General features: G+C 62.1%; 22 protein-coding genes. 5 read left to right on the forward strand and 17 right to left on the reverse strand.

The window, feature by feature from the left end:
- A partial coding sequence (locus BFQ01_RS04310; RefSeq protein ID WP_141691244.1) for a DUF3482 domain-containing protein occupies positions 1 to 277 on the forward strand: 277 nt, incomplete at its 5' end.
- Here the strand turns inward: BFQ01_RS04310 and BFQ01_RS04315 are convergent.
- The 7 genes from BFQ01_RS04315 to BFQ01_RS04345 form a co-directional block, all read right to left on the reverse strand.
- Entirely contained in the window at positions 274 to 828 is a 555-nt protein-coding gene (locus tag BFQ01_RS04315) for a phosphonate degradation HD-domain oxygenase (RefSeq protein ID WP_065924339.1), read from the reverse strand. The genes BFQ01_RS04310 and BFQ01_RS04315 overlap by 4 nt on opposite strands.
- Positions 828 to 1,952 carry a TIGR03364 family FAD-dependent oxidoreductase gene (locus BFQ01_RS04320; protein WP_065924340.1) on the reverse strand — a complete coding sequence of 375 codons (1,125 nt, stop codon included), beginning with the start codon at positions 1,950 to 1,952 and terminating at the stop codon, positions 828 to 830. Before BFQ01_RS04320 ends, BFQ01_RS04315 begins: the two co-directional genes overlap by 1 nt.
- A 130-nt stretch (positions 1,953 to 2,082) precedes the next feature.
- Positions 2,083 to 3,096, reverse strand: coding sequence for a putative 2-aminoethylphosphonate ABC transporter substrate-binding protein (locus BFQ01_RS04325; RefSeq protein WP_065924341.1), 1,014 nt, complete (start codon positions 3,094 to 3,096; stop codon positions 2,083 to 2,085).
- Between the two features lie 22 nt (positions 3,097 to 3,118).
- The gene (locus BFQ01_RS04330) at positions 3,119 to 4,825 is read right to left on the reverse strand and encodes a putative 2-aminoethylphosphonate ABC transporter permease subunit (protein WP_065924342.1); all 1,707 of its coding nucleotides are present in this window, start codon (positions 4,823 to 4,825) and stop codon (positions 3,119 to 3,121) included.
- A gap of 1 nt (position 4,826) precedes the next feature.
- The gene (locus BFQ01_RS04335) at positions 4,827 to 5,891 is read right to left on the reverse strand and encodes a putative 2-aminoethylphosphonate ABC transporter ATP-binding protein (protein ID WP_065924343.1); all 1,065 of its coding nucleotides are present in this window, start codon (positions 5,889 to 5,891) and stop codon (positions 4,827 to 4,829) included.
- A gap of 144 nt (positions 5,892 to 6,035) precedes the next feature.
- A complete protein-coding gene (locus BFQ01_RS04340; protein ID WP_027606132.1) occupies positions 6,036 to 6,899 on the reverse strand; it encodes a LysR family transcriptional regulator in 864 nt (287 codons plus the stop codon).
- Positions 6,900 to 6,915: 16 nt separating this feature from the next.
- The gene (locus tag BFQ01_RS04345; RefSeq protein ID WP_065924344.1) at positions 6,916 to 9,168 is read right to left on the reverse strand and encodes a heavy metal translocating P-type ATPase; all 2,253 of its coding nucleotides are present in this window, start codon (positions 9,166 to 9,168) and stop codon (positions 6,916 to 6,918) included.
- Positions 9,169 to 9,252: 84 nt separating this feature from the next.
- Here BFQ01_RS04345 and cadR point away from each other — a divergent pair, with 84 nt between their 5' ends.
- Positions 9,253 to 9,693: a Cd(II)/Pb(II)-responsive transcriptional regulator gene (cadR, locus tag BFQ01_RS04350; RefSeq protein ID WP_027606134.1), complete on the forward strand. Its 441-nt coding sequence runs from the start codon at positions 9,253 to 9,255 to the stop codon at positions 9,691 to 9,693.
- 44 nt (positions 9,694 to 9,737) lie between these two features.
- On the opposite strand, the gene BFQ01_RS04355 is transcribed toward cadR, so the two are convergent.
- From BFQ01_RS04355 to BFQ01_RS04365, 3 genes are all read right to left on the reverse strand, one after another.
- Complete coding sequence (locus BFQ01_RS04355) at positions 9,738 to 10,571, reverse strand: thymidylate synthase (RefSeq protein ID WP_065924345.1); 834 nt, start codon at positions 10,569 to 10,571, stop codon at positions 9,738 to 9,740.
- A gap of 52 nt (positions 10,572 to 10,623) precedes the next feature.
- Positions 10,624 to 11,436 (reverse strand): prolipoprotein diacylglyceryl transferase, encoded by an 813-nt coding sequence (lgt, locus tag BFQ01_RS04360; RefSeq protein ID WP_065924346.1) that lies wholly within the window; start codon positions 11,434 to 11,436, stop codon positions 10,624 to 10,626.
- A 65-nt stretch (positions 11,437 to 11,501) separates the two neighbouring features.
- Positions 11,502 to 12,284: a sulfite exporter TauE/SafE family protein gene (locus BFQ01_RS04365; RefSeq protein WP_065924347.1), complete on the reverse strand. Its 783-nt coding sequence runs from the start codon at positions 12,282 to 12,284 to the stop codon at positions 11,502 to 11,504.
- 121 nt (positions 12,285 to 12,405) lie between these two features.
- On the opposite strand from BFQ01_RS04365, the gene BFQ01_RS04370 reads away from it, so the two are divergent.
- A complete protein-coding gene (locus BFQ01_RS04370; RefSeq protein ID WP_065924348.1) occupies positions 12,406 to 13,152 on the forward strand; it encodes an NRDE family protein in 747 nt (248 codons plus the stop codon).
- 80 nt (positions 13,153 to 13,232) lie between these two features.
- On the opposite strand, the gene ptsP is transcribed toward BFQ01_RS04370, so the two are convergent.
- Entirely contained in the window at positions 13,233 to 15,512 is a 2,280-nt protein-coding gene (gene ptsP, locus BFQ01_RS04375) for a phosphoenolpyruvate--protein phosphotransferase (protein ID WP_027608425.1), read from the reverse strand.
- A 22-nt stretch (positions 15,513 to 15,534) separates the two neighbouring features.
- Positions 15,535 to 16,014: an RNA pyrophosphohydrolase gene (locus BFQ01_RS04380; RefSeq protein WP_003176750.1), complete on the reverse strand. Its 480-nt coding sequence runs from the start codon at positions 16,012 to 16,014 to the stop codon at positions 15,535 to 15,537.
- A 143-nt stretch (positions 16,015 to 16,157) separates the two neighbouring features.
- On the opposite strand from BFQ01_RS04380, the gene BFQ01_RS04385 reads away from it, so the two are divergent.
- A complete protein-coding gene (locus BFQ01_RS04385; protein ID WP_065924349.1) occupies positions 16,158 to 16,817 on the forward strand; it encodes a histidinol-phosphatase in 660 nt (219 codons plus the stop codon).
- Between the two features lie 24 nt (positions 16,818 to 16,841).
- Here BFQ01_RS04385 and BFQ01_RS04390 read toward each other — a convergent pair whose 3' ends face one another.
- Entirely contained in the window at positions 16,842 to 17,258 is a 417-nt protein-coding gene (locus tag BFQ01_RS04390) for a DUF2269 family protein (protein WP_065924350.1), read from the reverse strand.
- A gap of 41 nt (positions 17,259 to 17,299) precedes the next feature.
- Positions 17,300 to 18,814 (reverse strand): threonine ammonia-lyase, biosynthetic, encoded by a 1,515-nt coding sequence (ilvA, locus tag BFQ01_RS04395; protein ID WP_065924351.1) that lies wholly within the window; start codon positions 18,812 to 18,814, stop codon positions 17,300 to 17,302.
- Between the two features lie 136 nt (positions 18,815 to 18,950).
- Between ilvA and rpiA the strand changes: the two genes are divergently transcribed.
- Positions 18,951 to 19,622 (forward strand): ribose-5-phosphate isomerase RpiA, encoded by a 672-nt coding sequence (rpiA, locus tag BFQ01_RS04400; protein WP_065924352.1) that lies wholly within the window; start codon positions 18,951 to 18,953, stop codon positions 19,620 to 19,622.
- Between the two features lie 18 nt (positions 19,623 to 19,640).
- On the opposite strand, the gene BFQ01_RS04405 is transcribed toward rpiA, so the two are convergent.
- The 3 genes from BFQ01_RS04405 to BFQ01_RS04415 all read right to left on the reverse strand — a co-directional run bounded on the left by BFQ01_RS04405 (position 19,641) and on the right by BFQ01_RS04415 (position 22,605).
- Positions 19,641 to 20,555, reverse strand: a complete 915-nt coding sequence (locus BFQ01_RS04405; RefSeq protein ID WP_027608420.1) for an SdiA-regulated domain-containing protein — start codon at positions 20,553 to 20,555, stop codon at positions 19,641 to 19,643.
- A 121-nt stretch (positions 20,556 to 20,676) separates the two neighbouring features.
- Positions 20,677 to 21,603 carry an SdiA-regulated domain-containing protein gene (locus BFQ01_RS04410; protein ID WP_065924353.1) on the reverse strand — a complete coding sequence of 309 codons (927 nt, stop codon included), beginning with the start codon at positions 21,601 to 21,603 and terminating at the stop codon, positions 20,677 to 20,679.
- Between the two features lie 336 nt (positions 21,604 to 21,939).
- On the reverse strand, positions 21,940 to 22,605 hold the full coding sequence (locus BFQ01_RS04415; RefSeq protein ID WP_027608418.1) for a fumarylacetoacetate hydrolase family protein: 666 nt from the start codon (positions 22,603 to 22,605) through the stop codon (positions 21,940 to 21,942).
- Positions 22,606 to 22,611: the final 6 nt, after the last annotated feature.

The following is a 22,611-nucleotide window of genomic DNA, read 5'->3' on the forward strand; positions in this document are numbered from 1 at the left end:
ACGCGAGCTGACCGTGGACGACAGCGTGCTGCGCCTGCTCGCCCTGCGCCAGCGCCAGTTGCTCAAGGCCCTGAACCTGCGCGGCCATGCGGCGATGCACAGCATCAAGGTCGATACGCCCCAGGACAAGACCTGGCGCGAAGGCAAATTGCCGGACGCGTTGCACAAGGCCCGCGCCCACCCGCAATGGTCGTCCCTCAACCCCCAGGCCAGACTGAGCCAGGCCGAACGCCAGGAACAGGTCGAAGCCCTGGCCCAGCGCCTCGACGAGACTTAAGCCGCCAGCAGCTGCCGGGCCTTGGCCTTGAGCACTTCCAGGTCGAGCACCGGCACGTGCATTGCCTTGGCCTGTTCGTCCCAGTGGCGCAGGCGCAGGCTGACCTGACACAGCGGGTCTTGCTCAAACGCCCGAGCCTCCTCGGCCGTCATCACGCCGCCCTGGTAACCCAGGGTGCGGCGGCTCGCCTCGCTCAAGCATGCGTAGTAGTCCGGCCGGCTGAACGTCAGGTAGCGCTTGGCCTGGACGTGGTACTCCACCAGCCTGGCCAGGCGCTCACTGAAGCCTGCACGGCGCAAATAATCCGCGCCCAACCGCTCATGGCTGACCACGCCATAACCGCCCATGTTCTCGCCACCCTGGCCACACAGATGGCCGATATCGTGGAAAAACGCCGCCAGCACCACTTCATCATCGAAGCCTTCGGCCATGGCCAACTGCGCGGCCTGGGACATGTGCTCGATCTGCGACACCGGCTCGCCGATGTAATCCGCCGCGCCGTGCTGCTCGTACAAAGCGAAGATTGTGGCAATCGCCTGTTCCGGGCTCATCACGCCGGCCCCCACAGGGTTGTGATATTGCGCTCGGCCATCGCCGGCCCCACGCTCATGCCCACACCGGTGTGCATCAAGGCAGCGCTCACGCCAGGTGCGGCCTGCACAAATGAAAACGGTGCCGGGCCCCTGGCGCCGTAGACGCCCTGCCAGCGTTCCATTACCTGGATCTTGCAACCCAAGGTCTGTTCGGCCAACTCGATCATCCAGTCATCCACCTGCTCGGCATTGAACGGCGAGGCATCGCTGCCGTAGTCGTGGGAGTCGCCGATGATCAGTTCGCCATGGGGCGTCGGGCTGATCAGCAGGTGAATCCCGTGCTCGTGCAAGTGCGGCGCCTCGCGCAGGATCTGCGCCTGTACCGGCGCGGCTTCAGGCAGGTCGGCAAAAGCGCCGTAGTGCACACAACTGAGGCCGGTGAGCAAGGCGTGTTGCAGGTTGAGGTTGAGTGCAGGCCGGGCGCGCAGCATTTGCAGGCGGCAGATCTGCGGGTTGAGTTCGGCGATGGCCTCGGCCAACAGGGTTTGATAATCGTGGCCGGAACAGACGATAACCTGCTCGCCACGAAAGCTGCCCGCCGTGCTGTGCACCTGGCCCGGTTCGACATCGCGCACCAGGGTGGAGAAGTAAAATTCCACACCCAGTTGCTGGCTCAGGTAGTGGATCAGCGCCGGTATCGCCTCGCGCGAATACAGTTGCTGGTCGTCCCGGCCATGCAGCGCGGCGCGGTGATGGCGGAACTGGCCGCCGTACAGATCCTTCAACGCCGCGCCTTGCAACAGGACGACGTTATAGCCGTGTTCACGCGCGCGGCCGGCGCAGAAGGCTTCCAGCAGATGTTCTTCGGCTTCGGTACGGGCGAACAGGTACGAGCCGTTGCGCTTGAGCTGCAGGCCGGCAACCCGAGCCCATTGCCCCCAGATATCACGGCTTTGCCGTGCCAGGTCAAGCATCGGCCCCGGCGGCTGCCCGGTGACCAGGGCCTGGCCGAAGTTGCGTACCGAGGCACCCAGGGGCGTGGCGCTGCGCTCGAACACCTTGACCTTGAGCCCGCGCCTGGCGGCGGCGTAGGCGTGGGACAGGCCGAGGATGCCGGCACCGATGATCAGTAAATCTGTCATGGAATATGCAACCCTCTGTAGGAGCGAGCTTGCTCGCGAAGAACGTCAACGATAAGGCAGCGCTTCAGGTTATCCGCGCCGTCTATTCGTTCTTCGCGAGCAAGCTCGCTCCTACAGGTAGAGGTGAAAATTATTGTTTCTCCGACTTGCCGTCATAGCGCTTGCGCCACTCAGCCAGGATGCTGTCGCGGTTTTTCGAGGCCCAGCCGAAGTCGTTCTTGATCAACCGCTGCTCGTAGTCAGCCGGCAATTCGGTCTGCGGCTTGGCGATCCCCGGCTGGGCGAGCACAGCGAAGTTGTCCTTGTACAGGTCCATTGCCGCTGTACTGGCGGAGAAGTCAGCGAGCTTTCTGGCGGCGTCCGCATGGGCGGTACCCTTGATCACGGCGGTGGCTTCGATGTCCCAGCCCAGGCCTTCCTTCGGCAGGATGATGTCCAGCGGTGCGCCCTGGCGCTTCAACTGCACGGCCGGATACTCAAAGGAAATACCAATCGGGAACTCACCGGAAGCCGCCAGCTTGCACGGCTTGGAACCGGAGTGAACGTACTGGCCGATGTTCTGGTGCAAGTCGTCCATGTACTGCCAGCCCTGCTTCTCGCCGAAGGTTTGCAGCCACGCGCTCACATCCAGGAAGCCGGTGCCGGACGAGGCCGGGTTGGGCATCACGATCTTGCCCTTGTACTCGGGCTTGGTCAGGTCTTGCCAGCTCACCGGCTTGGTCAGGCCCTGTTTCTCGGCTTCGACTGTGTTGAAGCAAATGGTCGCGGCCCACACATCCATGCCGACCCAGGCCGGTGGGTTGGCGGCGTCACGGTAATGCTTGCCGATCTTGTCCAGGTCCTTCGGCGCGTAGTTATCGAGCATGCCCTGCTGATCGAGGATCGCCAGGCTCGACGCGGCCAGTCCCCAGACCACATCGGCCTGCGGGCGGTCTTTTTCGGCCAGCAGCTTGGCGGTGATGATGCCGGTGGAGTCACGGACCCATTTGATCTCGACGTCGGGGTTGGCCTGCTCGAAGGCTTTTTTGTAGGTCTTTAACTGCTCGGCTTCAAGGGCCGTGTACACGGTCAACTCGGTCTTGGCGAAGGCATTCAGGCTGAATGCAGTGAGTACGGCAGCGACCAGCGCCAGGGGCTTGAACATGGAGCACCTCCTTCAGGGATATTTATTGGCCGGGCGCGGTCTGGCGCCAGGCTTGGGAGCGGCGCAAGGCGCCACGTGAAGCCCACGCCAGCAGCAGCGAAACGCCGCCTGAGGTGAACAGGATCAGGGTCGACATGGCCGCCGCGCCGCCCACATTGCCGGCGTCGTCCATGTTCAACACGGCGACGGCGGCGAGAATGGTGTCGGGGCTGTAGAGGAAGATCGCGGCGGACACGGTGGTCATCGCCGACACAAACAGGTAGCGCACGATGTCCAGCAGTGCCGGCAGGCAAATCGGTACCGTGACTTTCAAGTAATGGCGATACAGCGGCGCCTTGAGCGACAGCGCCGCCGCTTCGAACTCGGCGTCCAGCTGGCGCAGCGCGGTGGTGGCGGTCATCTGTGCGGTGGTCAGGTAGTGAGCAATGGTGCACACCACCAGCAGGGTCATGGTGCCGTAGAACACATGCAGCGGGTTGCCACTCAGGTTGAAAAAGAACACGTAGCCCAGGCCCAACACCAACCCAGGCACGGCCATCGGCACAAAGCTGAGCATGCGCAGCGCCAGGTTCAGGCCCTTCTGGCCCTTGGTCTTTTCCATCAGGTAGGCGCCGGTGAAGATCAATACGCTGCCGATCAATGCCGTGCACAACGCCAGGGTCAAGCTGTTGCGATAGGCCAGCCAACCGCCGCCGGCCGTGTCTTCGAACTGGTAGTGGCCGAGCGACAGCGACAGGTTGTACGGCCAGAACTTCACCAGCGAGGAGTACACCGCCATGCCGAACACCAGCAGCAACACGGCACTGATGAGCAGCACGATAAGCAGATAGGCGCTATCCCTCAGGCGCGACGGCGCCGGCTGGAAGACCTGGGCGCGGCCACTCATGGCATCGCCGTGGCGACGGCGCAACCAGGCGTCGACGCCAAAGCTGAACAGCGCCGGCAGCAGCAACACCATGCCGATCAACGCACCCCGACCAAACTGTTGCTGGCCGACCACCGCCTTGTAGGCTTCCAGCGCCAGCACCTGGTAATCCCCGCCCACCACCACGGGCACGCCGAAATCCGTAATGGTCAGGGTGAACACCAGGCAGAACGCAGCAAACACCGCCTGGCGCGTGGCCGGCCAGGTGATGCTGCGGAACGCCCGCGCAGGGCTGGCGCCCATGCTCGAGGCCGCGTCGAACAAGCGCGCATCGGCCAGGGACAGCGCCGACAGCAAAATCATCAGGGCATGTGGGAAGGTGTAGATCACTTCACCGAGGACAATGCCCCAGAAGCCGTAGATGTTGTCCGAGAGCAGCCCGCGCAACAGGCCCTGGTTACCGAACAGGTAGACCAGTGCAATCCCCGGCAGCATCGACGGTGCCATCAGCGGAAGCAGCGACAGGCCTCGCCAGAGGGCCTTGCCGGGAATCAACGTGCGTTGCAGGGCGTAGGCAAACAGGTAGGCCAGCGGTACGACAATGGCCGCCACGCTGAGGGAGACTTTCAGGCTATTGCCCAGCAGCCAGTGGAAGTTGGCGCTGGTGAGCAACGCCCGTGCGGCCACCAGGCCACCGCCCTGCCCGGTCTCGCTGCTGAAACCGCGCCAGAAGATCGCCAGCAGTGGTAGCAATACGGCGATGCCCAGCAGCACCAGCCAGAGCAGTTTGCCGCCGACCACGAAAATACGGTCGCCGGTTTCGGCGCGTGACGCTTGACGCGCCAGAGTCAAGACAGCGGCCATCTCAGGCAAACACCTGCAGGCTGCGCGGCGGCAAGGCTACCCAGATGTCCTGGGCGCCCAGGCGCGGCATGGCTTCCGGGGCCAGTTCGGCAAGCAGCGGATGGCCGGGCAGTTGCTCCAGCTCAAAGCTCATGCGGCAGCGGTTGCCGAGGAAAGTGATCTCGCGGACCTTGGCCGGGAACAGGTTCTCCTCATGCACCGACGGGTTGACGCTGATCGCTTCCGGGCGGCAGAACAACCGGCCGGACCTGGCCACGCCGGCATCCTCGGCCAGGCGCATGTTCATCCCGCCGACCTGGGCATGGCTGGCACTGTTGCGGCTGAACGGCAGCCAATTGCCCTGGCCGACAAACTCCGCCACAAACGGCGTGGCCGGGCGGTCGTAGATTTCCTGGGGCGTGGCGTATTGCTCGACCTTGCCGTTGTTCATCACGGCAATGCGGTCGGCCATCAACATGGCTTCGTCCTGGTTGTGGGTGACCATCAGGGTGGTGATACCCAGGCGCCGTTGCAGTTGGCGCAGCTCGGTGCACAGATGCTCGCGCACGCGGGCGTCGAGGGCCGACATCGGCTCATCCAGCAACAGCAATGACGGGGCCGGCGCCAGGGCACGGGCCAGGGCGACCCGCTGCTGTTGGCCGCCGGAGAGTTGGCCGGGGTACTTCTTTTCACTACCAAGCAGCCCCACCAGTTCAAGCATCTGGCCGACGCGCTGGCGCACTTCATCGCGACCGCTGCCGGTGAGGCCGTAGCCGATGTTCGCTTCGACGGTGAGATTGGGAAACAGCGCGTAGGACTGGAACAGAATGCCGTAGTCCCGCGCCTGGGGCGGCAGCAGGGAAACATCGTGGTCACCCAGGTAAAGTTCGCCGCTGTCCTGGCGTTCCAGGCCGGCGATGCAGCGCAGCAACGTGGTCTTGCCGCAGCCGGAAGGGCCGAGCAGGCACACCAGCTCGCCGGCAGCCACGTCCAGGGACACATTGTCCAACGCCGTAAAGGCGCCGAAGCGTTTCTGGATACCGCGCACTTTCATCGGCGCGCCGGGTTGGGTCAGGACTGTGTTCATGGTGGCACCTCATCAAACTGATGAAGGCCATGCTAGGCAGGCAATGCGTCGCTCTTGTGGCAGGAAGGCAAAAGGCGGCGATAGTGGTATTCGCAGATTTGTGTAGGACGCTTGGCGGTGGGCTGCCTGGTCTACCGCAAGGCTTTAGATCGGCGACATTTCCTGCGCCAACCCCAGAAACGCCGCCGGCAGACGAGCGCCTTTTCTTTCCTTGAGGCAGTACAGGTACTCGGGAATCTGCGGCGCATGCTCGAGGGTCAGCACCTTCAGCTGCGGGTCATGGGGCACTTCCTGGCGGGCGATGATGCTGATGCCGATATTGCGCAGCACCGCTTCGCGGATCGATTCACGGCTGCCGATTTCCAGCAGCGGCCCGTAACTGACGCCCGCACCTTGCAGCATCTCTTCCGTAAGCCGCCGCGTGGTGGAGCCGGCTTCACGCATCAACAGCGTATGCCCCGCCAACGCACTGAGGGGTACATGGTCGAGCTTGGCCAGTGGATGGTTGCGGTGTACCGCCAGCACCAACGGGTCGGTGCCCAATACACGGCGGATCAGGCGCGGGTCTTCGAGCAACTGCGAGGATGCAGCGACATCGACGCGGTAATCGTCCAGCGCTTCGAGTACCTGCTGGGAGTTACCGATTTCCACCGATACCTCCACCTGCGGCAGGCGTTCGCGAAAGGCTTTGACCAGGTCGAGGATGTAGTACGGCGCCGTCGCGGCAATCCTCAGTGCGCCCTGGACCTGGCCGCTGTTGCGCAGGAAAAACTCGATGTCCGCTTCCTGCTGCAGCAGCGTCTTGACCATCGGCAGCAGGCGCGCGCCCTCGTCGCTGACGGTGAGGCGGCGCCCGCCACGGTAGAACAGCTCGACGCCGTACTGGCTTTCCAGGTTGCGAATCTGGGTGGTAACGGTGGGCTGGCTCAGGCCGAGTTTTTTCGCCGCCTGGGTGATGCTGCCCAGGCGGGCAACCATAAAAAACGCCTTCAGCTCGGCACTCAGCACACCACCCTCTCATCCTCTATTTGCGCAACAGGCGCAGGCCATTGAACACCACCAGCAGGGCCACGCCCATGTCGGCGAACACCGCCATCCACATGGTCGCCATGCCGAGGAACGTGACCACCAGGAAGATCGCCTTGATCACCAGGGCCAGGGTGATGTTCTGCTTGAGGATACTCGACGTTTGCCGCGACAAACGAATGAATGCCGGAATCTTGCGCAAATCATCGTCCATCAAGGCCACATCGGCCGTCTCGATAGCGGTGTCGGTACCTGCTGCGGCCATGGCAAAGCCAATCTCGGCGCGGGCCAGGGCCGGGGCGTCGTTGATGCCGTCGCCGACCATGCCCACCCGGTGGCCTTGGCCGTAGAGGGTTTCGATGGCGTGCAGCTTGTCGGTGGGCAACAGGTCGCCCTGGGCCTGATCGATGCCGACCTGGGCCGCAATCGCCTGGGCGGTGTGGGTGTTGTCGCCGGTGAGCATCAGAGTCTTGATGCCCAGCTCATGCAGTTGCTGGATGGCTTCGCGGCTGCTGTCCTTGACTGTGTCGGCCACGGCGAACAGCGCCAGCGGGCCGGACTTGTCGAGCAACAGCACCACGGACTTGCCCTGTTTTTCCAGGGCGAACAGCTTTTCTTCCAACTCCGGCGAACACAGGCCGAGGTCTTCCACCAGGCGGTGGTTGCCCAAGTGATAGGTCTGGCCATTAATATCGCCGCGCACGCCGCGACCGGCCAGGGCTTCGAAGTTATCCACAACGTGCACCGGCAGGTTTTTATCCACCGCCGCATTGGCAATCGCCAGCGACACCGGGTGATCGGAGCGCCCGGCCAAACTGGCGGCCAGGGCCGGGGCGCTGTCTTCGACAGTGGGGAACAGTGCCAGGTAATCGGTTTGCACCGGCTTGCCGTGGGTGATGGTGCCGGTCTTGTCGAGGGCCAGGTAGTCAAGCTTGTAACCGCCCTCCAGGTACACACCGCCCTTGATCAGGATGCCTTTGCGCGCCGCAGCCGCCAGGCCGCTGACAATGGTCACCGGGGTGGAGATCACCAGCGCGCACGGGCACGCCACTACCAGCAGCACCAGGGCGCGGTAGATCCAGTCGAACCAGGCGCCGGCCATGAACAGCGGCGGGATCAGCGCCACACCCAGGGCGAACAGGAATACGGCCGGGGTGTAGATTTTCGAGAAGCTGTCGACGAACCGCTGGGTCGGTGCCCGCGCGCCCTGGGCCTGCTCCACCGCATGGATGATGCGGGCCAGGGTGGAGTTGTTGGCAGCCGACGTGACCTTGTACTCCAGGGAACCGGCCTGGTTGATGGTGCCGGCGAAGACCTTATCGCCGACGGTCTTTTCAATCGGCAGGCTTTCACCGGTGATCGGCGCCTGGTCGATGGTGGACTGGCCGGCGGTGACTTCACCGTCAAGGCCGATACGCTCGCCGGGTTTTACCCGCACGATTGCGTCCAGCTCAATGCTTTTGACCTCCATTTCAACCCAGCTTCCATCAGCCTGCCGAACCGTGGCCTGTTCCGGTGTCATCTGCATCAAGCCACTGATGGCATTGCGCGCACGGTCCAGGGACTTGGCTTCGATCAGCTCGGCCACGGTAAACAGGAACATCACCATGGCCGCTTCCGGCCACTGGCCGATCAGGACCGCGCCAGTGACCGCGATACTCATCAACGCGTTGATGTTCAGGTTGAGGTTTTTCAGGGCGATCCAGCCCTTCTTGTAGGTGGTGAGGCCGCCGCTGAGGATCGACACCAGCGCTACCAGCGCAATCACCCAAGTGGGCGCGGCGTTGGTGAAGTGCAGTACTTCGGCGCCCAACGCCCCCACACCGGACAACGCCAGCGGCCACCAATGCTTCTTGGCGGGCGGCTCGGCGGCCGGGGTGCCCTCCACGATCGGATCGGCCTGCATACCCAGGGATTTGATCGCATCGATGATCGGCGCGGTACTCGGCAGGTCATGGGTGACGCCGAGGATGCGGTTGATCAGGTTGAATTCCAGCTGCTGCACACCGGCCAGCTTGCCCAGTTTGTTCTGGATCAGCGTCTGCTCGGTGGGGCAGTCCATGGCTTCGATGCGGAAGGTACTCAGGCGCGAGCCGGCGGTGGGCGCCTCGCTCAACTGCACCAGCGCAGGCGCAGGCGTGCCGGAACAGCAGGAACCGCCATGGCCGTGATCGTGCACGGGGGTGAGTTTCTTCGGCCCATGATCATGGTCATGGTCGTGTTTGTGCGGGGTGTGAATGGAGTCGCTCATCAGGTCGCGTCCGTAAGGTGCCTGTTGCCAAGTAAAGACCCTGTAGCCACTATAGGGTCAAGCACCCATTTGGAGATTGCTGCAATGAAGATCGGCGAACTGGCCAAACTGACCGATTGTCCGGTGGAAACCATCCGTTATTACGAGAAGGAAGGCCTGCTGCCACCCCCGGCACGCACCGAGGCCAACTACCGCGTGTACACCCAGGCGCACACCGAGCGACTGATCTTTATCCGCAACTGCCGCAGCCTCGACATGACCCTGGAAGAGATCCGCAGCCTGCTCGGGCTACGGGACAGCCCCCAGGACCAATGTGAAAACGTGAATGCGTTGATCGACGAGCATATCCACCATGTAAAAGCGCGGATTGACGGGCTGCTGGCGTTGCAGGAGCAGTTGCTGGACCTGCGCCAACGCTGTGGCGGTGGGGACCACTGCGGGATTTTGCAGCGACTGGAGGTCAACGGCGGTGTAGCCGCCAGCGAGGCCGAGCCCTCACACGTAGGCAGAAGCCACGGGCATTAACCGCCCCTCCCACACAAGCCCACACCCTTAGACTGAGGCAGCCTTTAGATAGCCACGTCGGCCTTGATGCTTGGATCAGCGTCATAGCCCACGATTTCAAAGTCTTCGAACTTGTAATCGTAGATCGACGCCGGCTTACGCTTGATCACCAGTTCCGGCAGCTTCTTCGGCGTGCGCGCCAGCTGGGTGCGGATCTGCTCCATATGGTTGCTGTAGGCGTGGGTGTCGCCGGTGGTGACGATGATCTCGTGGGGAATCAGGTCGCATTGCTGGGCCAGCATATGGGTCAGCAGCGCCAGGGCGGCGGTGTTGTACGGCAGGCCGAGGAATACGTCGGAACTGCGGATGTACAACTGCATCGACAGATGGCCGTCATGTACGAACGCCTGGTACAGCAGGTGGCACGGTGGCAGGGCTTGCTTGCCGTTGCGCGCGTTTTCCTGCGGGCTCCTTGTTTCGTCCGGCAGGTATTCGACGTTCCAGCCGTGGAACAGGATGCGACGGCTGTTGGGGTTGGTCTTGAGCGTGTGCACCATGTAGTCGATCTGGTTGATCGTGCCGCCATCCTTGGTCGGCCAGGCGGTCCACTGCTCGCCATACACCGGGCCCAGGTCACCGTCTTCGGTGGCCCACTCGTCCCAGATTTTCACACCGTTTTCGTTCAACCACTTGATGTTGGTGTTGCCGCTCAACATCCAGATCAGTTCGTTGGCGATGCTTTTGAAGTGAAGCTTCTTGGTGGTCAGCAGCGGGAAGCCGTCGGCCAAGTTATGCCGATACTGACGGGCGAACACGGCCTTGGTGCCGGTGCCGGTACGGTCGCCTTTGGTCAGGCCATTGGTCACGACGTCGTTCAGTAGTTCGAGATATTGCTTCATGTCATTACCCGTATCGTTGAAGCCGAGACCTCGCGGGCCTCGGCATTCGAATTTAAAGCGCGGTGTGCTTCAGCGGTTGCGGGCGATTGTACGCCCACCACAGCAGGCCCAGGCCGACCAGGATCATCGGAATGCTGAGCACTTGTCCCATGGTCAGCCAGCCCCACGCCAGGTACCCCAGCTGGGCATCCGGCACGCGCACGAACTCGACGATGAAACGGAAGATCCCGTAGAACAGCGCGAACATGCCGGAAACGGCCATGGTCGGGCGTGGTTTGCGCGAAAAGAGGTACAGGATAAGGAACAGGGCCACGCCTTCCAACGCGAACTGGTACAGCTGCGACGGATGGCGCGGCAGTTGCGCCGGGTCGCTGAACGGCGGGAACACCATGGCCCACGGCACGTCGGTCGGCTTGCCCCACAACTCGGCGTTGATGAAGTTGCCGATGCGCCCGGCGCCCAGGCCGATCGGTACCAGCGGCGCGACGAAGTCCATCAGTTGGAAGAACGACTTGCCGTTGCGCCGGCCAAACCACCAGGCCGCGATCATTACGCCGATAAAGCCACCGTGGAATGCCATGCCGCCTTTCCACACTTCGAAGATCAGCGTCGGGTTGGCGATGTAGGCCGAGAGATCGTAAAACAGCACATACCCCAGGCGCCCGCCGACGATCACCCCCATCGACAACCAGAACACCATGTCGGAGAGCTTCTCCTTGGTCCAGGTCGGGTCGAAACGGTTCAGGCGCCGGGAGGCCAGCAGCCATGCACCGCCGATGCCGATCAGGTACATCAACCCGTACCAGTGGATTTTCAGCGGACCGATGGCCAGGGCCACCGGGTCGATCTGCGGGTAAGGCAGCATTGCGACTCCTCGTTAAATCATTCGTTATGGCAACCGGACCATGCCCGGGCGCGATTAAGCCTGCGTTACAGCAAAAAATTCAAACCGACACAAAACAGCAAGCCGGCGAACAACCGCTTGAGCAAGCGCGGCGACAACCGGTGCGCCAGGCGTGCGCCGAAACGGGCAAACACCATGCTGGTCAGGGCAATGCCCAGCAGCGCCGGCAAATACACGAACCCTAGACTATGAGCGGGCAACAGCGGGTCATGCCAGCCCAGAATCATGAAACTTAACGCACTGGCCAGGGCAATCGGCAGGCCACAGGCGGACGAGGTGGCCACCGCTTGTTGCATCGGCACGCTGCGCCAGGTCAAAAACGGCACGGTCAGCGAGCCGCCGCCGATGCCGAAAATCGCCGAAGCCCAGCCAATCACGGTACCGGCCACAGTCAGGCCGAGCTTGCCCGGCACCGTGCGGCTGGCCTTGGGCTTGACCTCCAGGGCCAGTTGCACGGCGATGATCAGGGCGAATACGCCGATGATCTTCTGCAAGTGGGGGCCGGAAATCGCCTCGGCGGTCAGCGCACCAAAACCGGCGCCGAGCAGGATGCCCACGGTCATCCAGACAAAGATCGGCCAACGCACCGCGCCACGTCGGTGGTGCTCACGCACGGCATTGACCGAGGTAAAGATGATCGTCGCCAGGGAGGTGCCCACGGCCAGGTGGGTCAGCACCTGCGGGTCGAAGCCCTGCAAGGTGAAGCTGAACACCAGCACCGGCACGATAATGATCCCGCCGCCCACGCCAAACAGCCCGGCGAGTACGCCCGCGCACGCGCCCAGCAGCAAATACAGCAGAAATTCCATGGGAGCCCCCAAACCAGGTCCGGCATGTTAACGGATGGAAGGCATGCGACCCAACTGGATACGATGGAACACCGCTGCCGGTGTGGGTAGAGTGGCAAAAAACACAAACGGGAATCGCCTGATGTGCCTGATTGTTTTTGCCTGGCGGCCGGGCCATGCCCAGCCGCTGATCGTCGCGGCCAACCGTGATGAGTTCTACGCCCGCCCCAGCCTGCCGCTGGCGCAGTGGCCGGATGCGCCCGAAGTCTACGCCGGCCGCGATCAGGAAGCGGGCGGCACCTGGCTGGGCGTGAATGCCGATGGGCGTTTTGCTGCCCTGACCAATATCCGTGATCCGCACCAGCCGCCGGCACGCAAGTCCCGCGGGGAGCTGGTGGCACGGTTTCTCAGTGGTTCGCTGCCGATTGACCAGTATTTGGCCGAGGTTAACGGCCGTTCGATTGAATATGCCGGGTTTAACCTGCTGGTGGGGACGCGGGAAGAGTTGTGGCATTACAACGCCAATCACACCGAGCCGACGCAGTTGAAAGCGGGCGTGTATGGGTTATCCAATGCAGGGCTGGATACACCTTGGCCAAAACTGCTTAAGGCCAAAGCCGCGCTGAGTGAGTTGCTGAACGATCCCCGGCCCGAAGCGCTACTGGAGATTCTGAGCGATCCGCAGATTGCACCGTTTGCCGAGCTGCCGGATACCGGCGTGGGGTTGGCGACGGAGAGTTTGCTGTCGAGTGTGTTTATCGCCAGCCCCAGTTATGGGACACGGGCGAGCACGGCGTTGATTGTGAATGCCGATGGCACGCGGCGGATGGTGGAGCGCAGCTTTGGACCGCATGGTGGACGGCTCGGAGAGGTAGAACTCAAGTTCTGACGCTGATGTACCCAGCAGCGCGCCCGACGCAGCCTCGCTTGCGCTCGACAGCTGCTACGGGCGGGGGCTGCGTATCGCCATTAAAGGGTCTTGGCAGACGCCGGGTTGATCATCCGCGTCAGCCCCAGGTTTTTCAGCGCCAATTGCAGCGAGCTGTGGATAACCTGCGGGTTGTCGATGGTCATCAACTCCGCCAGCAGATCCTTGGCCATGCTCAGTTCAACCTGGCGCAGCATCCACTTCACCTTCGGCAGGTTGGTGGCGTTCATCGACAGGCTATCAAAGCCCATCGCCATCAACAGCACCGCTGCCGCCGGGTCACCGGCCATTTCACCGCAGATGCTCACCGGCTTGCCTTCGGCATGGGCGTCGCGCACCACGTGTTGCAGGGCTTGCAGCACCGCCGGGTGCAGGTAGTCGTAGAGGTCGGCCACCCGTGGGTTGTTACGGTCCACGGCCAGCAGGTACTGGGTCAGGTCGTTGGAGCCCACGGACAGGAAGTCCACCTGCCGCGCCAGTTCCTTGGCCTGGTACACCGCCGCCGGGATTTCGATCATCACGCCAATCGGCGGCATCGGTACGTCGGCGCCTTCGTCGCGCACTTCGCCCCAGGCACGGTGGATCAGGTGCAAGGCTTCTTCCAGCTCATGGGTGCCGGAGATCATCGGCAGCAGGATGCGCAGGTTGTTCAGGCCTTCGCTGGCCTTGAGCATGGCTCGGGTCTGCACCAGGAAGATTTCAGGGTGGTCGAGGGTAACGCGAATACCGCGCCAGCCGAGGAAGGGGTTGTCTTCCTTGATCGGGAAATACGACAGTGACTTGTCGCCACCGATGTCCAGGCTGCGCATGGTCACCGGCAACGGGTGGAAGGCGGACAGTTGCTCGCGATAAATCGCCAGCTGCTCCTTCTCACTCGGGAAACGCTGGTTGATCATGAACGGCACTTCGGTGCGGTACAGCCCCACGCCTTCGGCGCCGCGCTGTTGCGCGCGCGCCACATCGGCCAGCAGGCCGGTGTTGACCAGCAGCGGTACACGGTGACCGTCGAGGGTCACGCACGGCAGTTCGCGCAAGGAATCGAGCCCGAGCGCCAGTTGCTTCTCTTCTTCCACCACCTCGGCGTATTGCTTGCGCAGGACTTCGCTGGGGTTGGTAAACACCTCGCCGCGATGCCCATCGACGATCATGTCGATACCGTCGACCTTGGAGTACGGCAGGTCCACCAGGCCCATCACCGTCGGAATGCCCATGGCCCGGGCCAGGATCGCGACGTGGGAGTTACCCGAACCCAGGACCGAGACCAGGCCCACCAACTTGCCTTCGGGCACTTCGCCGAGCATGGTGGCGGTCAGTTCTTCACTGATCAGGATGGTGTTGTCGGGGTAGACCAGGTTGGTGCTGCGGTCTTCCTGCAGGTAGGCCAGCAGGCGGCGGCCGAGGTCGCGCACATCCGAGGCCCGCTCGCGCAGGTAGGCGTCGTCCATCAATTCGAAACGGTTGACGTGATCGGTGACCACCTGACGCAGCGCGCCCTGGGCCCACTGGCCAGTCTTGATCACGGTCTTGACTTCGTTCCCGAGGGACGCGTCGTCGAGCATCATCTGGTACACGTCAAACAGCGCGCGCTCTTCGGGGCGCAACTGGGTGGCCAGCTTGGTCGACAGGTTGCGCATGTCGGCGCGCACGCCTTCCAGGGCCGTCTTGAACAGTTTGATTTCAGCGTCGATGTCGTCGACGTGCTTGTCCGGCACCACATCGAGGTCGGCCGGCGGCAACATGACCACGGCAGTACCGACCGCCGCACCCGGCGAACCCGGTACACCGACGAACTTGGCTTCCTGGATACCCTTGCCCTGGCCGCCCAGGCCGCGAATCGAGCCGGTGGCTTCGGCGTGGGCGATAACCCCGGCGAGCTGCGCGCTCATGGTCACGAGGAAGGCTTCTTCGCCCTCGTCGAACTGGCGACGTTCTTTTTGCTGGATGACCAATACGCCGACGACGCGGCGGTGGTGAATGATCGGTGCGCCGAGGAACGAGGCGTAGCGCTCTTCGCCGGTTTCGGCAAAGTAGCGATAACGCGGGTGATCGGCCGCGTTTTCAAGGTTCAGGGGTTCTTCACGCGTCCCCACCAAGCCCACCAGACCTTCATTGGGCGCCATGCTGACCTTGCCGATGGAGCGCTTGTTCAAGCCCTCGGTGGCCATCAGCACAAAACGGTTGGTCTCTGGGTCCAGCAGGTAAACCGAGCAGACCTGGCTGCCCATGGCTTCCTTGACGCGCAACACAATAATCCCCAACGCCGCCTTGAGATCCTTGGCGGAGTTAACTTCCTGGACGATCTTGCGCAGCGTATTGAGCATGGCTCGGGGTCGAACTCCGTCGTCAGTCGCGCGCTAAAAGGCGCGGGGCAAGCTCTTTGAGAGCGCGACGATAAACCTCGCGCTTGAATGTCACCACCTGGCCCAGCGGGTACCAATAACTGACCCAACGCCAGCCATCGAACTCCGGCTTACCGGTCAAATCCATCCGCACCCGCTGCTCGTTGGAGATCAGGCGCAGGAGAAACCATTTCTGCTTCTGGCCGATGCACAGCGGTTGGCTGTGGGTACGCACCAGGCGTTGCGGCAAACGATAGCGCAACCAGCCCCGGGTACAGGCCAGAATCTGCACATCTTCACGCTCAAGGCCGACTTCTTCGTTCAACTCACGGTACAAGGCGTCTTCAGGGGTTTCGTCGGGGTTGATTCCGCCTTGAGGAAACTGCCAGGCATCTTGGTTGATTCGGCGAGCCCATAGCACCTGTCCGGCATCATTCGTAAGAATAATCCCGACATTAGGACGGAAACCATCGGGGTCGATCACGGCAACAACCTCGCAAACGCATGTCGCCGCATTGTTCCACAAAGGTTGTTCCAGCGGCAACGAGGCTTCTTACCTTATGTGCACTCTTGTGAAAAGACCGTATTCTGGACGCCTTTTTACAGACTTTTCAGCGAGTAACTGCAATGCGCCTGGCTTTATTCGACTTGGACAACACCCTTCTCGGCGGTGACAGCGACCACGCCTGGGGCGATTACCTCTGCGAACGGGGGATTCTCGACGCGGTCGCCTACAAAGCCCGCAACGACGAGTTCTACCAGGACTACCTGGCCGGCAAGCTGGACAACGCCGCCTACCTGAACTTCTGCCTGGACATCCTCGGCCGCACCGAGATGGCCCAGCTGGACGAATGGCATAACGACTATATGCGCGACTGCATCGAGCCGATCATGCTGCCCCTGGCTGCTGAACTGCTGGCCAAGCACCGCGCCGCTGGCGACAAGCTGGTGATCATCACCGCCACCAACCGTTTCGTCACCGCGCCAATTGCCGCACGCCTGGGCGTCGAGACGCTGATCGCCACCGAGTGCGAGATGGAAAATGGCCGCTACACCGGGCGCAGCACTGATGTGCCGTGTTTTCGTGAAGGCAAGGTGACGCGCTTGAATCGGTGGTTGGAAGAGACTGGCTACAGCCTGGAAGACAGTTACTTCTACAGCGACTCGATGAATGACCTGCCGCTGTTGGAGCAGGTGACGCATCCGGTGGCGGTGGATCCGGATCCGAATCTGCGCGCTGAAGCCGAGAAGCGGGGTTGGCCGGTGATTACCCTGCGTAGCGAGTAACCGTGGTGAGCGGGCTTGCCCCGCTCACCACACCGGCTTGGCGCCCATGAGCCCGGCAATCGCCACAAACCCCACCAGGCTTACCACCGCCAGCACCAAGGTGAAATTCAGGCTGCCGCCCTCGCCTTTGCGCAGCCGGTTAAGCCGTGCCACCAGCCAGAACCAGGCCAGCGCGGCCACGGTGTAGAGGATGCTGGAACCCAGGATCCAGGTCTGCCCCAGCGGCCAGCCGACCAGGTGCACCAGCCACCAGCCGGTAAACGGCATGCTGACCATGCAAACGCCCATCAGCAACCACACGAACGCCCACGGGCGCTGCACAGTCACGGCCGGGCCGGCGCTGCGCTTGCGCCAGGCCAACAGCGCCAGGCCGATGCCGCTGAGCAGCAGCAACACCGTGGCGGCGATGTGGATAACTTTGAGGGTGGTCAGGGTTTCCATATGTCGTTTTCCTTAAAGGCCGCCCCAATCAGCGTAGTCGCTCAACCGAGAAACAGTTTGTAGGCCGGGTTATCGCTTTCATCCCAATACGGGTAGCCAATGGCCTCCAGGGCCGCCGGTACCAGATGGCGCTCGTTCGCCGGCACTTGCAGGCCGGCGACCACACGGCCGTCAGCGGCACCGTGGTTGCGATAGTGGAACATCGAGATGTTCCAGCGTCCGCCCAATTTATTAAGAAAGTTGAACAGCGCCCCCGGACGTTCCGGGAATTCGAAACGGAACACCACTTCATCACTGACCTTGGCCGCATGCCCGCCGACCATATGGCGGATGTGCAACTTGGCCAGTTCGTTCTCGGTCAGGTCCAGCACCGGGAAACCCTGGCCGGTGAGGCTGGCGATCAGCGCACTGCGCGGGTCGTTTTCCGGGTGGGTCTGCACGCCGACAAAGATGTGCGCTTCGCTGCCGGAGTGGTAGCGGTAGTTGAACTCGGTGATCTGGCGCTTGCCCACCGCCTCGCAGAACGCCTTGAAGCTGCCCGGTTTCTCAGGGATGGTCACGGCAATAATGGCTTCGCGGCCTTCACCCAGCTCGGCGCGCTCGGCCACATGGCGCAGGCGGTCGAAGTTGACGTTGGCGCCGGAGTCGATGGCCACCAGGGTCTGGCCGGTGACGCCACGGGTCTCCACGTATTTCTTGATGCCTGCTACGCCGAGCGCGCCGGCCGGCTCGGTGATGGAACGGGTGTCGTCGTAGATGTCCTTGATCGCGGCACAGATTTCATCGGTGCTGACGGTGATCACTTCATCCACATAGTGTTTGCAGATGTCGAAGGTGTGCTGGCCGATCTGCGCCACCGCCACGCCATCGGCAAAAATGCCCACGGTGGGCAGCACCACACGCTCGCCGGCGGCCATGGCAGCTTGCAGGCAGTTGGAGTCGTCCGGCTCGACGCCGATGATCCTGATCTCCGGGCGCAGGTATTTCACGTACGCCGCAATGCCCGCGATCAGCCCGCCGCCGCCCACCGGTACGAAAATCGCGTCCAGGGGCCCCGGGTGCTGGCGCAGGATCTCCATCGCCACGGTGCCCTGCCCGGCAATGGTGTGCGGATCATCGTAGGGGTGAATGTAGACGTAGCCTTTTTCGTCGACCAGCTTCAGCGAGTAGGCCAGGGCTTCCGGGAAGGAATCGCCGTGCAGCACTACTTTGCCGCCACGGGAGCGCACGCCTTCGACCTTGATCTCCGGAGTGGTCTTGGGCATCACGATCGTGGCCTTGACCCCCAGCACCTTGGCCGCCAGGGCCAGGCCCTGGGCATGGTTGCCCGCCGAGGCCGTGACCACGCCGCGCGCGCGCTCTTCAGCCGTCAATTGAGTCAGCTTGTTGTACGCGCCGCGAATCTTGAACGAGAACACCGGCTGCAAGTCTTCACGCTTGAGCCAGACCTTGTTGCCCAGCCGCTCGGAGAGCTGGCGGGCGGTCTGCAGCGGGGTTTCTACGGCAACGTCATAGACGCGCGAGGTGAGGATCTTTTTGACGTACTGTTCAAGCATCGGCGGAAATCACTGGGCGGGTTGGGCAGGGCCAAGGAGTCTAACCCAGCGTTTGGCCGGGCGACCACACGAATCCGGAGGTTTTGTTGGGTTATACTCGCGCCCCTCTTTACTCCCCGCCCGTTCCGGAGCCCGCATGACCCAGGATCAACTCAAACAGGCAGTGGCCCAGGCCGCCGTCGATTTAATCCTTCCCAAACTCGACGACAAGAGCATCGTCGGTGTCGGCACCGGCTCCACCGCCAACTGCTTTATCGATGCGCTGGCCCGGCACAAAGGCGCATTCGACGGCGCCGTGGCCAGTTCCGAAGCCACCGCCGCGCGTCTCAAGGGCCATGGCATTCCGGTGTACGAACTCAACACCGTGAGCGACCTGGAGTTCTACGTCGACGGCGCCGATGAAAGCGACGAACACCTGAACCTGATCAAGGGCGGCGGTGCAGCCCTGACCCGCGAGAAGATCGTCGCGGCGGTGGCCAAGACCTTTATCTGCATCGCCGACGCCAGCAAGCTGGTACCGGTGCTCGGCGCGTTCCCGCTGCCGGTGGAAGTCATCCCGATGGCTCGCAGCCACGTAGCCCGCGAACTGGTAAAGCTCGGTGGCGATCCGGTGTACCGCGAAGGCGTGTTGACCGACAACGGCAACATTATCCTCGACGTGTTCAATATGCAGATCACCCACCCGGTGGAGCTTGAGACCCAGATCAACGCCATCGTCGGCGTGGTCACCAATGGCCTGTTCGCTGCGCGTCCGGCGGATGTGCTGCTGCTGGGCACTTCCGAAGGCGTGAAAACCCTTAAAGCCTGATGCAAAACCCAATGTGTCTCAGGGATTGGGTTTCTTGAACACATAAAACAGGTTCGGCTCGCTGACCAGGTACAACGTACCCTCGTCATCCATGGCGATTCCTTCGGCCTGGGGCACCCGTTTTTTCAGGCCATGGCGTCCATTGAGCAGAGACAGGCTGCTCAATGGGCGACCGTCGATGTCCAGCTCCAGCACCAGGAACGACTCATCCGACAGCGCCAGCAAATGACCGCTGCGCTCGTCGTATTGCAGGCTCGACAGGTCGCGTACAAACAACCCGGCATCGCGCTTGGGGTTGTTGATCACGTGCACCGAGTAGGTTTTTTCCGGTTTGAAATGGGGAAAGCCGTGGACCTCGTAGATCAGCATCGGGTCGCGTTCCTTGGCCACGAACAGGCGCTTGCCCACCGAGTCATAGGCCAACCCCTCAAACCCCTTGTTGCCCCCGACATGCAGGCCCAGGGTCATCTGTTCCGCATCGGCGGCGTCGAGGAATTGGGTATCGTCGTCCACATGCACCTTGATCAGCCGCTGCTGGCGCTCGTCGGTGATGACATAGATGTTGTCGCTGATAAATTCCACCGCCTCGGCATCACCAAACCCCACCAACGGGATGCGTCGCAGGATCTTGCCCTCAAGGGACAGCTCGATCAGCTCGGCGTTTTTATTGGTGACGGTAAACAGGCTCTTGCGTACCGGATCGTAGGTGAGGGCCGAGACATCGTCGTCGAGCCCTTCGATAACCTGGGCTTCAAGGGTCACTCGGTAATCCGCCAGGCCGATGGAGCGCTCGTCCGCCGGCTGACGCCAGGCCTGCCAGTTGAACCAGGCGCGCTCGAACAGGCGAAAATGCTGCGCAACAGCCCCGGCGCTGACCAGGGCGATCAACACCAGCATAAAAAGAATGGGTTTGGGGCGGGCAAATCGACGCATCGGGCGGTGCTCAAAGTCAAAAGTGGCGAATGAATATCACGCCTGTCTGAATTTAAACTTAAACGCGCCCCGGTGTCTGGCGAATGCCGCTAATAGAGAAATATCCGACGTGATTCGTCTGTTATTTCTGCTTTTCGAAACGATAGAACAGGTTTGGCTCACTGACCATATAGAGCGTGCCGTCCTCATCCATCGTTACCCCCTCCGCACGGGGGATGGTGTTCTTGAGGCCGTTGAAGCCACCGAGCAGGGTCATGAAGCTGACTTGTTCACCCTTCTCATCCAACTCCAGCAACAAGTGGGAGTCGGCCGATAACACCAGCAGATGGCCGGTGCGCGGGTCGATGGCCAGGGCCGAAAGGTTGCGCATCTCCAGCTCTTTGCTGGCCAGTTTCTGTTTATCGCCGACAAGGGTCTGGCTGCCGTCGCTTTTCCAGGTGAACAACGCCGGCGGCCGCTCTTCTCCCAGCACAAATTGCTGATTGCGCTTGTCCCAGGTAAGCCCCTCGAACGCTTTGTTCTGATCCTTGGACGGGCCCAGGTCATAGCTCGGGAAGTCGGCCTTGTTCAATTGCTGGGTGGCAGCGTCGATCTTGACGATGGTCAGGTTGTGCTGGCGTTCGTCGACCACGGCCATCAGGCCATTTTCCATCACGGTCACGCCTTCCGGGTTGTCCCAGCCATTGAGCGGCATCTTGCGCAATACATCGCCTTGCAGGCTCAGCTCGACAAGGAACGGGTTTTTACCCATGACGGAAAACAGGGTTTTGGTCTGCGGGTTATAGGAGACGTCCGAGGCTTCGTCTTTCTCCATGCCCGGCAAAACCTTGGCGTCGATGACAACGTGATAGTCAGGCAACCACACACTTTCGCTGCGCTCGGCGGGCGTTTCAAAGCCCTCCAACAGCCACAGCACGCCGCGATCGTCCCAATGCATGGCCCAGGAAATGCCGTACACGATGGCACCCGCCAGAAATAGCCAGGAATACCAGCGCAAGGCAAAGCGAGAGCGCGGCTTGGGTGTGGCGGAAGGCAGGGACACGGCCATTGGGTGCTTTTCCGGAAAGTCAGCGGTAGGTGATAGCACAGGATCAATGGACCCGCGCGCAGGAGGCTGAGGATTATCCGGATGGGGTGTGAAAAAAATGCAAAAGCCGATGCACGAGATGGACTCGGACCCAATGTGGAAGGGGGCAAGCCCTAATGCCAGTCAGTTAAGCGTACATCGCCTCCTGTAGGAGCGAGCTTGCTCGCGAAAAACGTCAACGATAACGCGTGCTTCCTGAATGAACGCGGCGCCTGTGAGTTTTTCGCGAGCAAGCTCGCTCCTACAAAAAGCCTTAACTGACTGGCATTAGGGCAAGCCCCCTTCCACATCAGGTGCTTATCGAACGCTGCTTTCGAAACGATTCACGCCGGTCAATTCCAACACCAGGTCATCACCCACATTCAATGGGCCCACGCCGGCCGGGGTGCCGGTGAGGATCACGTCGCCGGCCTGCAGCGAGAAGCAGCCGGCCATGTACTGGATCATCGGCACGATCGGGTTGAGCATGCTCGCGCTGTTGCCGTCCTGGCGCACTTCGCCATTGATGGTCAGGCGAATGCCAATATCGGTCACGTCCGCGAAGGTGCTGCCGACCACGAACGGCGCAATCACCGCCGCGCCGTCGAAGGACTTGGCGATTTCCCACGGCAGGCCCTTGGCTTTCAGCTCGGATTGCTTGTCGCGCAGGGTCAGATCCAGGGCCGGGGCGAAACCGGAGATGGCGTCCAGCACCTCTTCACGGCTGGGCTTGTTCGACAGCGGCTTGCCGATCAGCACCGCGATTTCCGCCTCGTAGTGCACCGAACCGCGCTCGGTCGGAATGCTGAAACCGCCTTCCAGCGGGACGACGCAACTGCCCGGCTTGATGAACAGCAACGGCTCGGTCGGCACCGGGTTGTCCAGTTCCTTGGCATGTTCGGCGTAGTTACGCCCAATACACACCACTTTACCGACAGGAAAGTGGATATTGGTGCCGTCGACATACTTGTGCTGGTAGCTCATGAAACG

It is taken from the genome of Pseudomonas sp. 8 R 14 (genome assembly GCF_900005955.1).
GTDB classification, from domain to species: domain Bacteria; phylum Pseudomonadota; class Gammaproteobacteria; order Pseudomonadales; family Pseudomonadaceae; genus Aquipseudomonas; species Aquipseudomonas marginalis.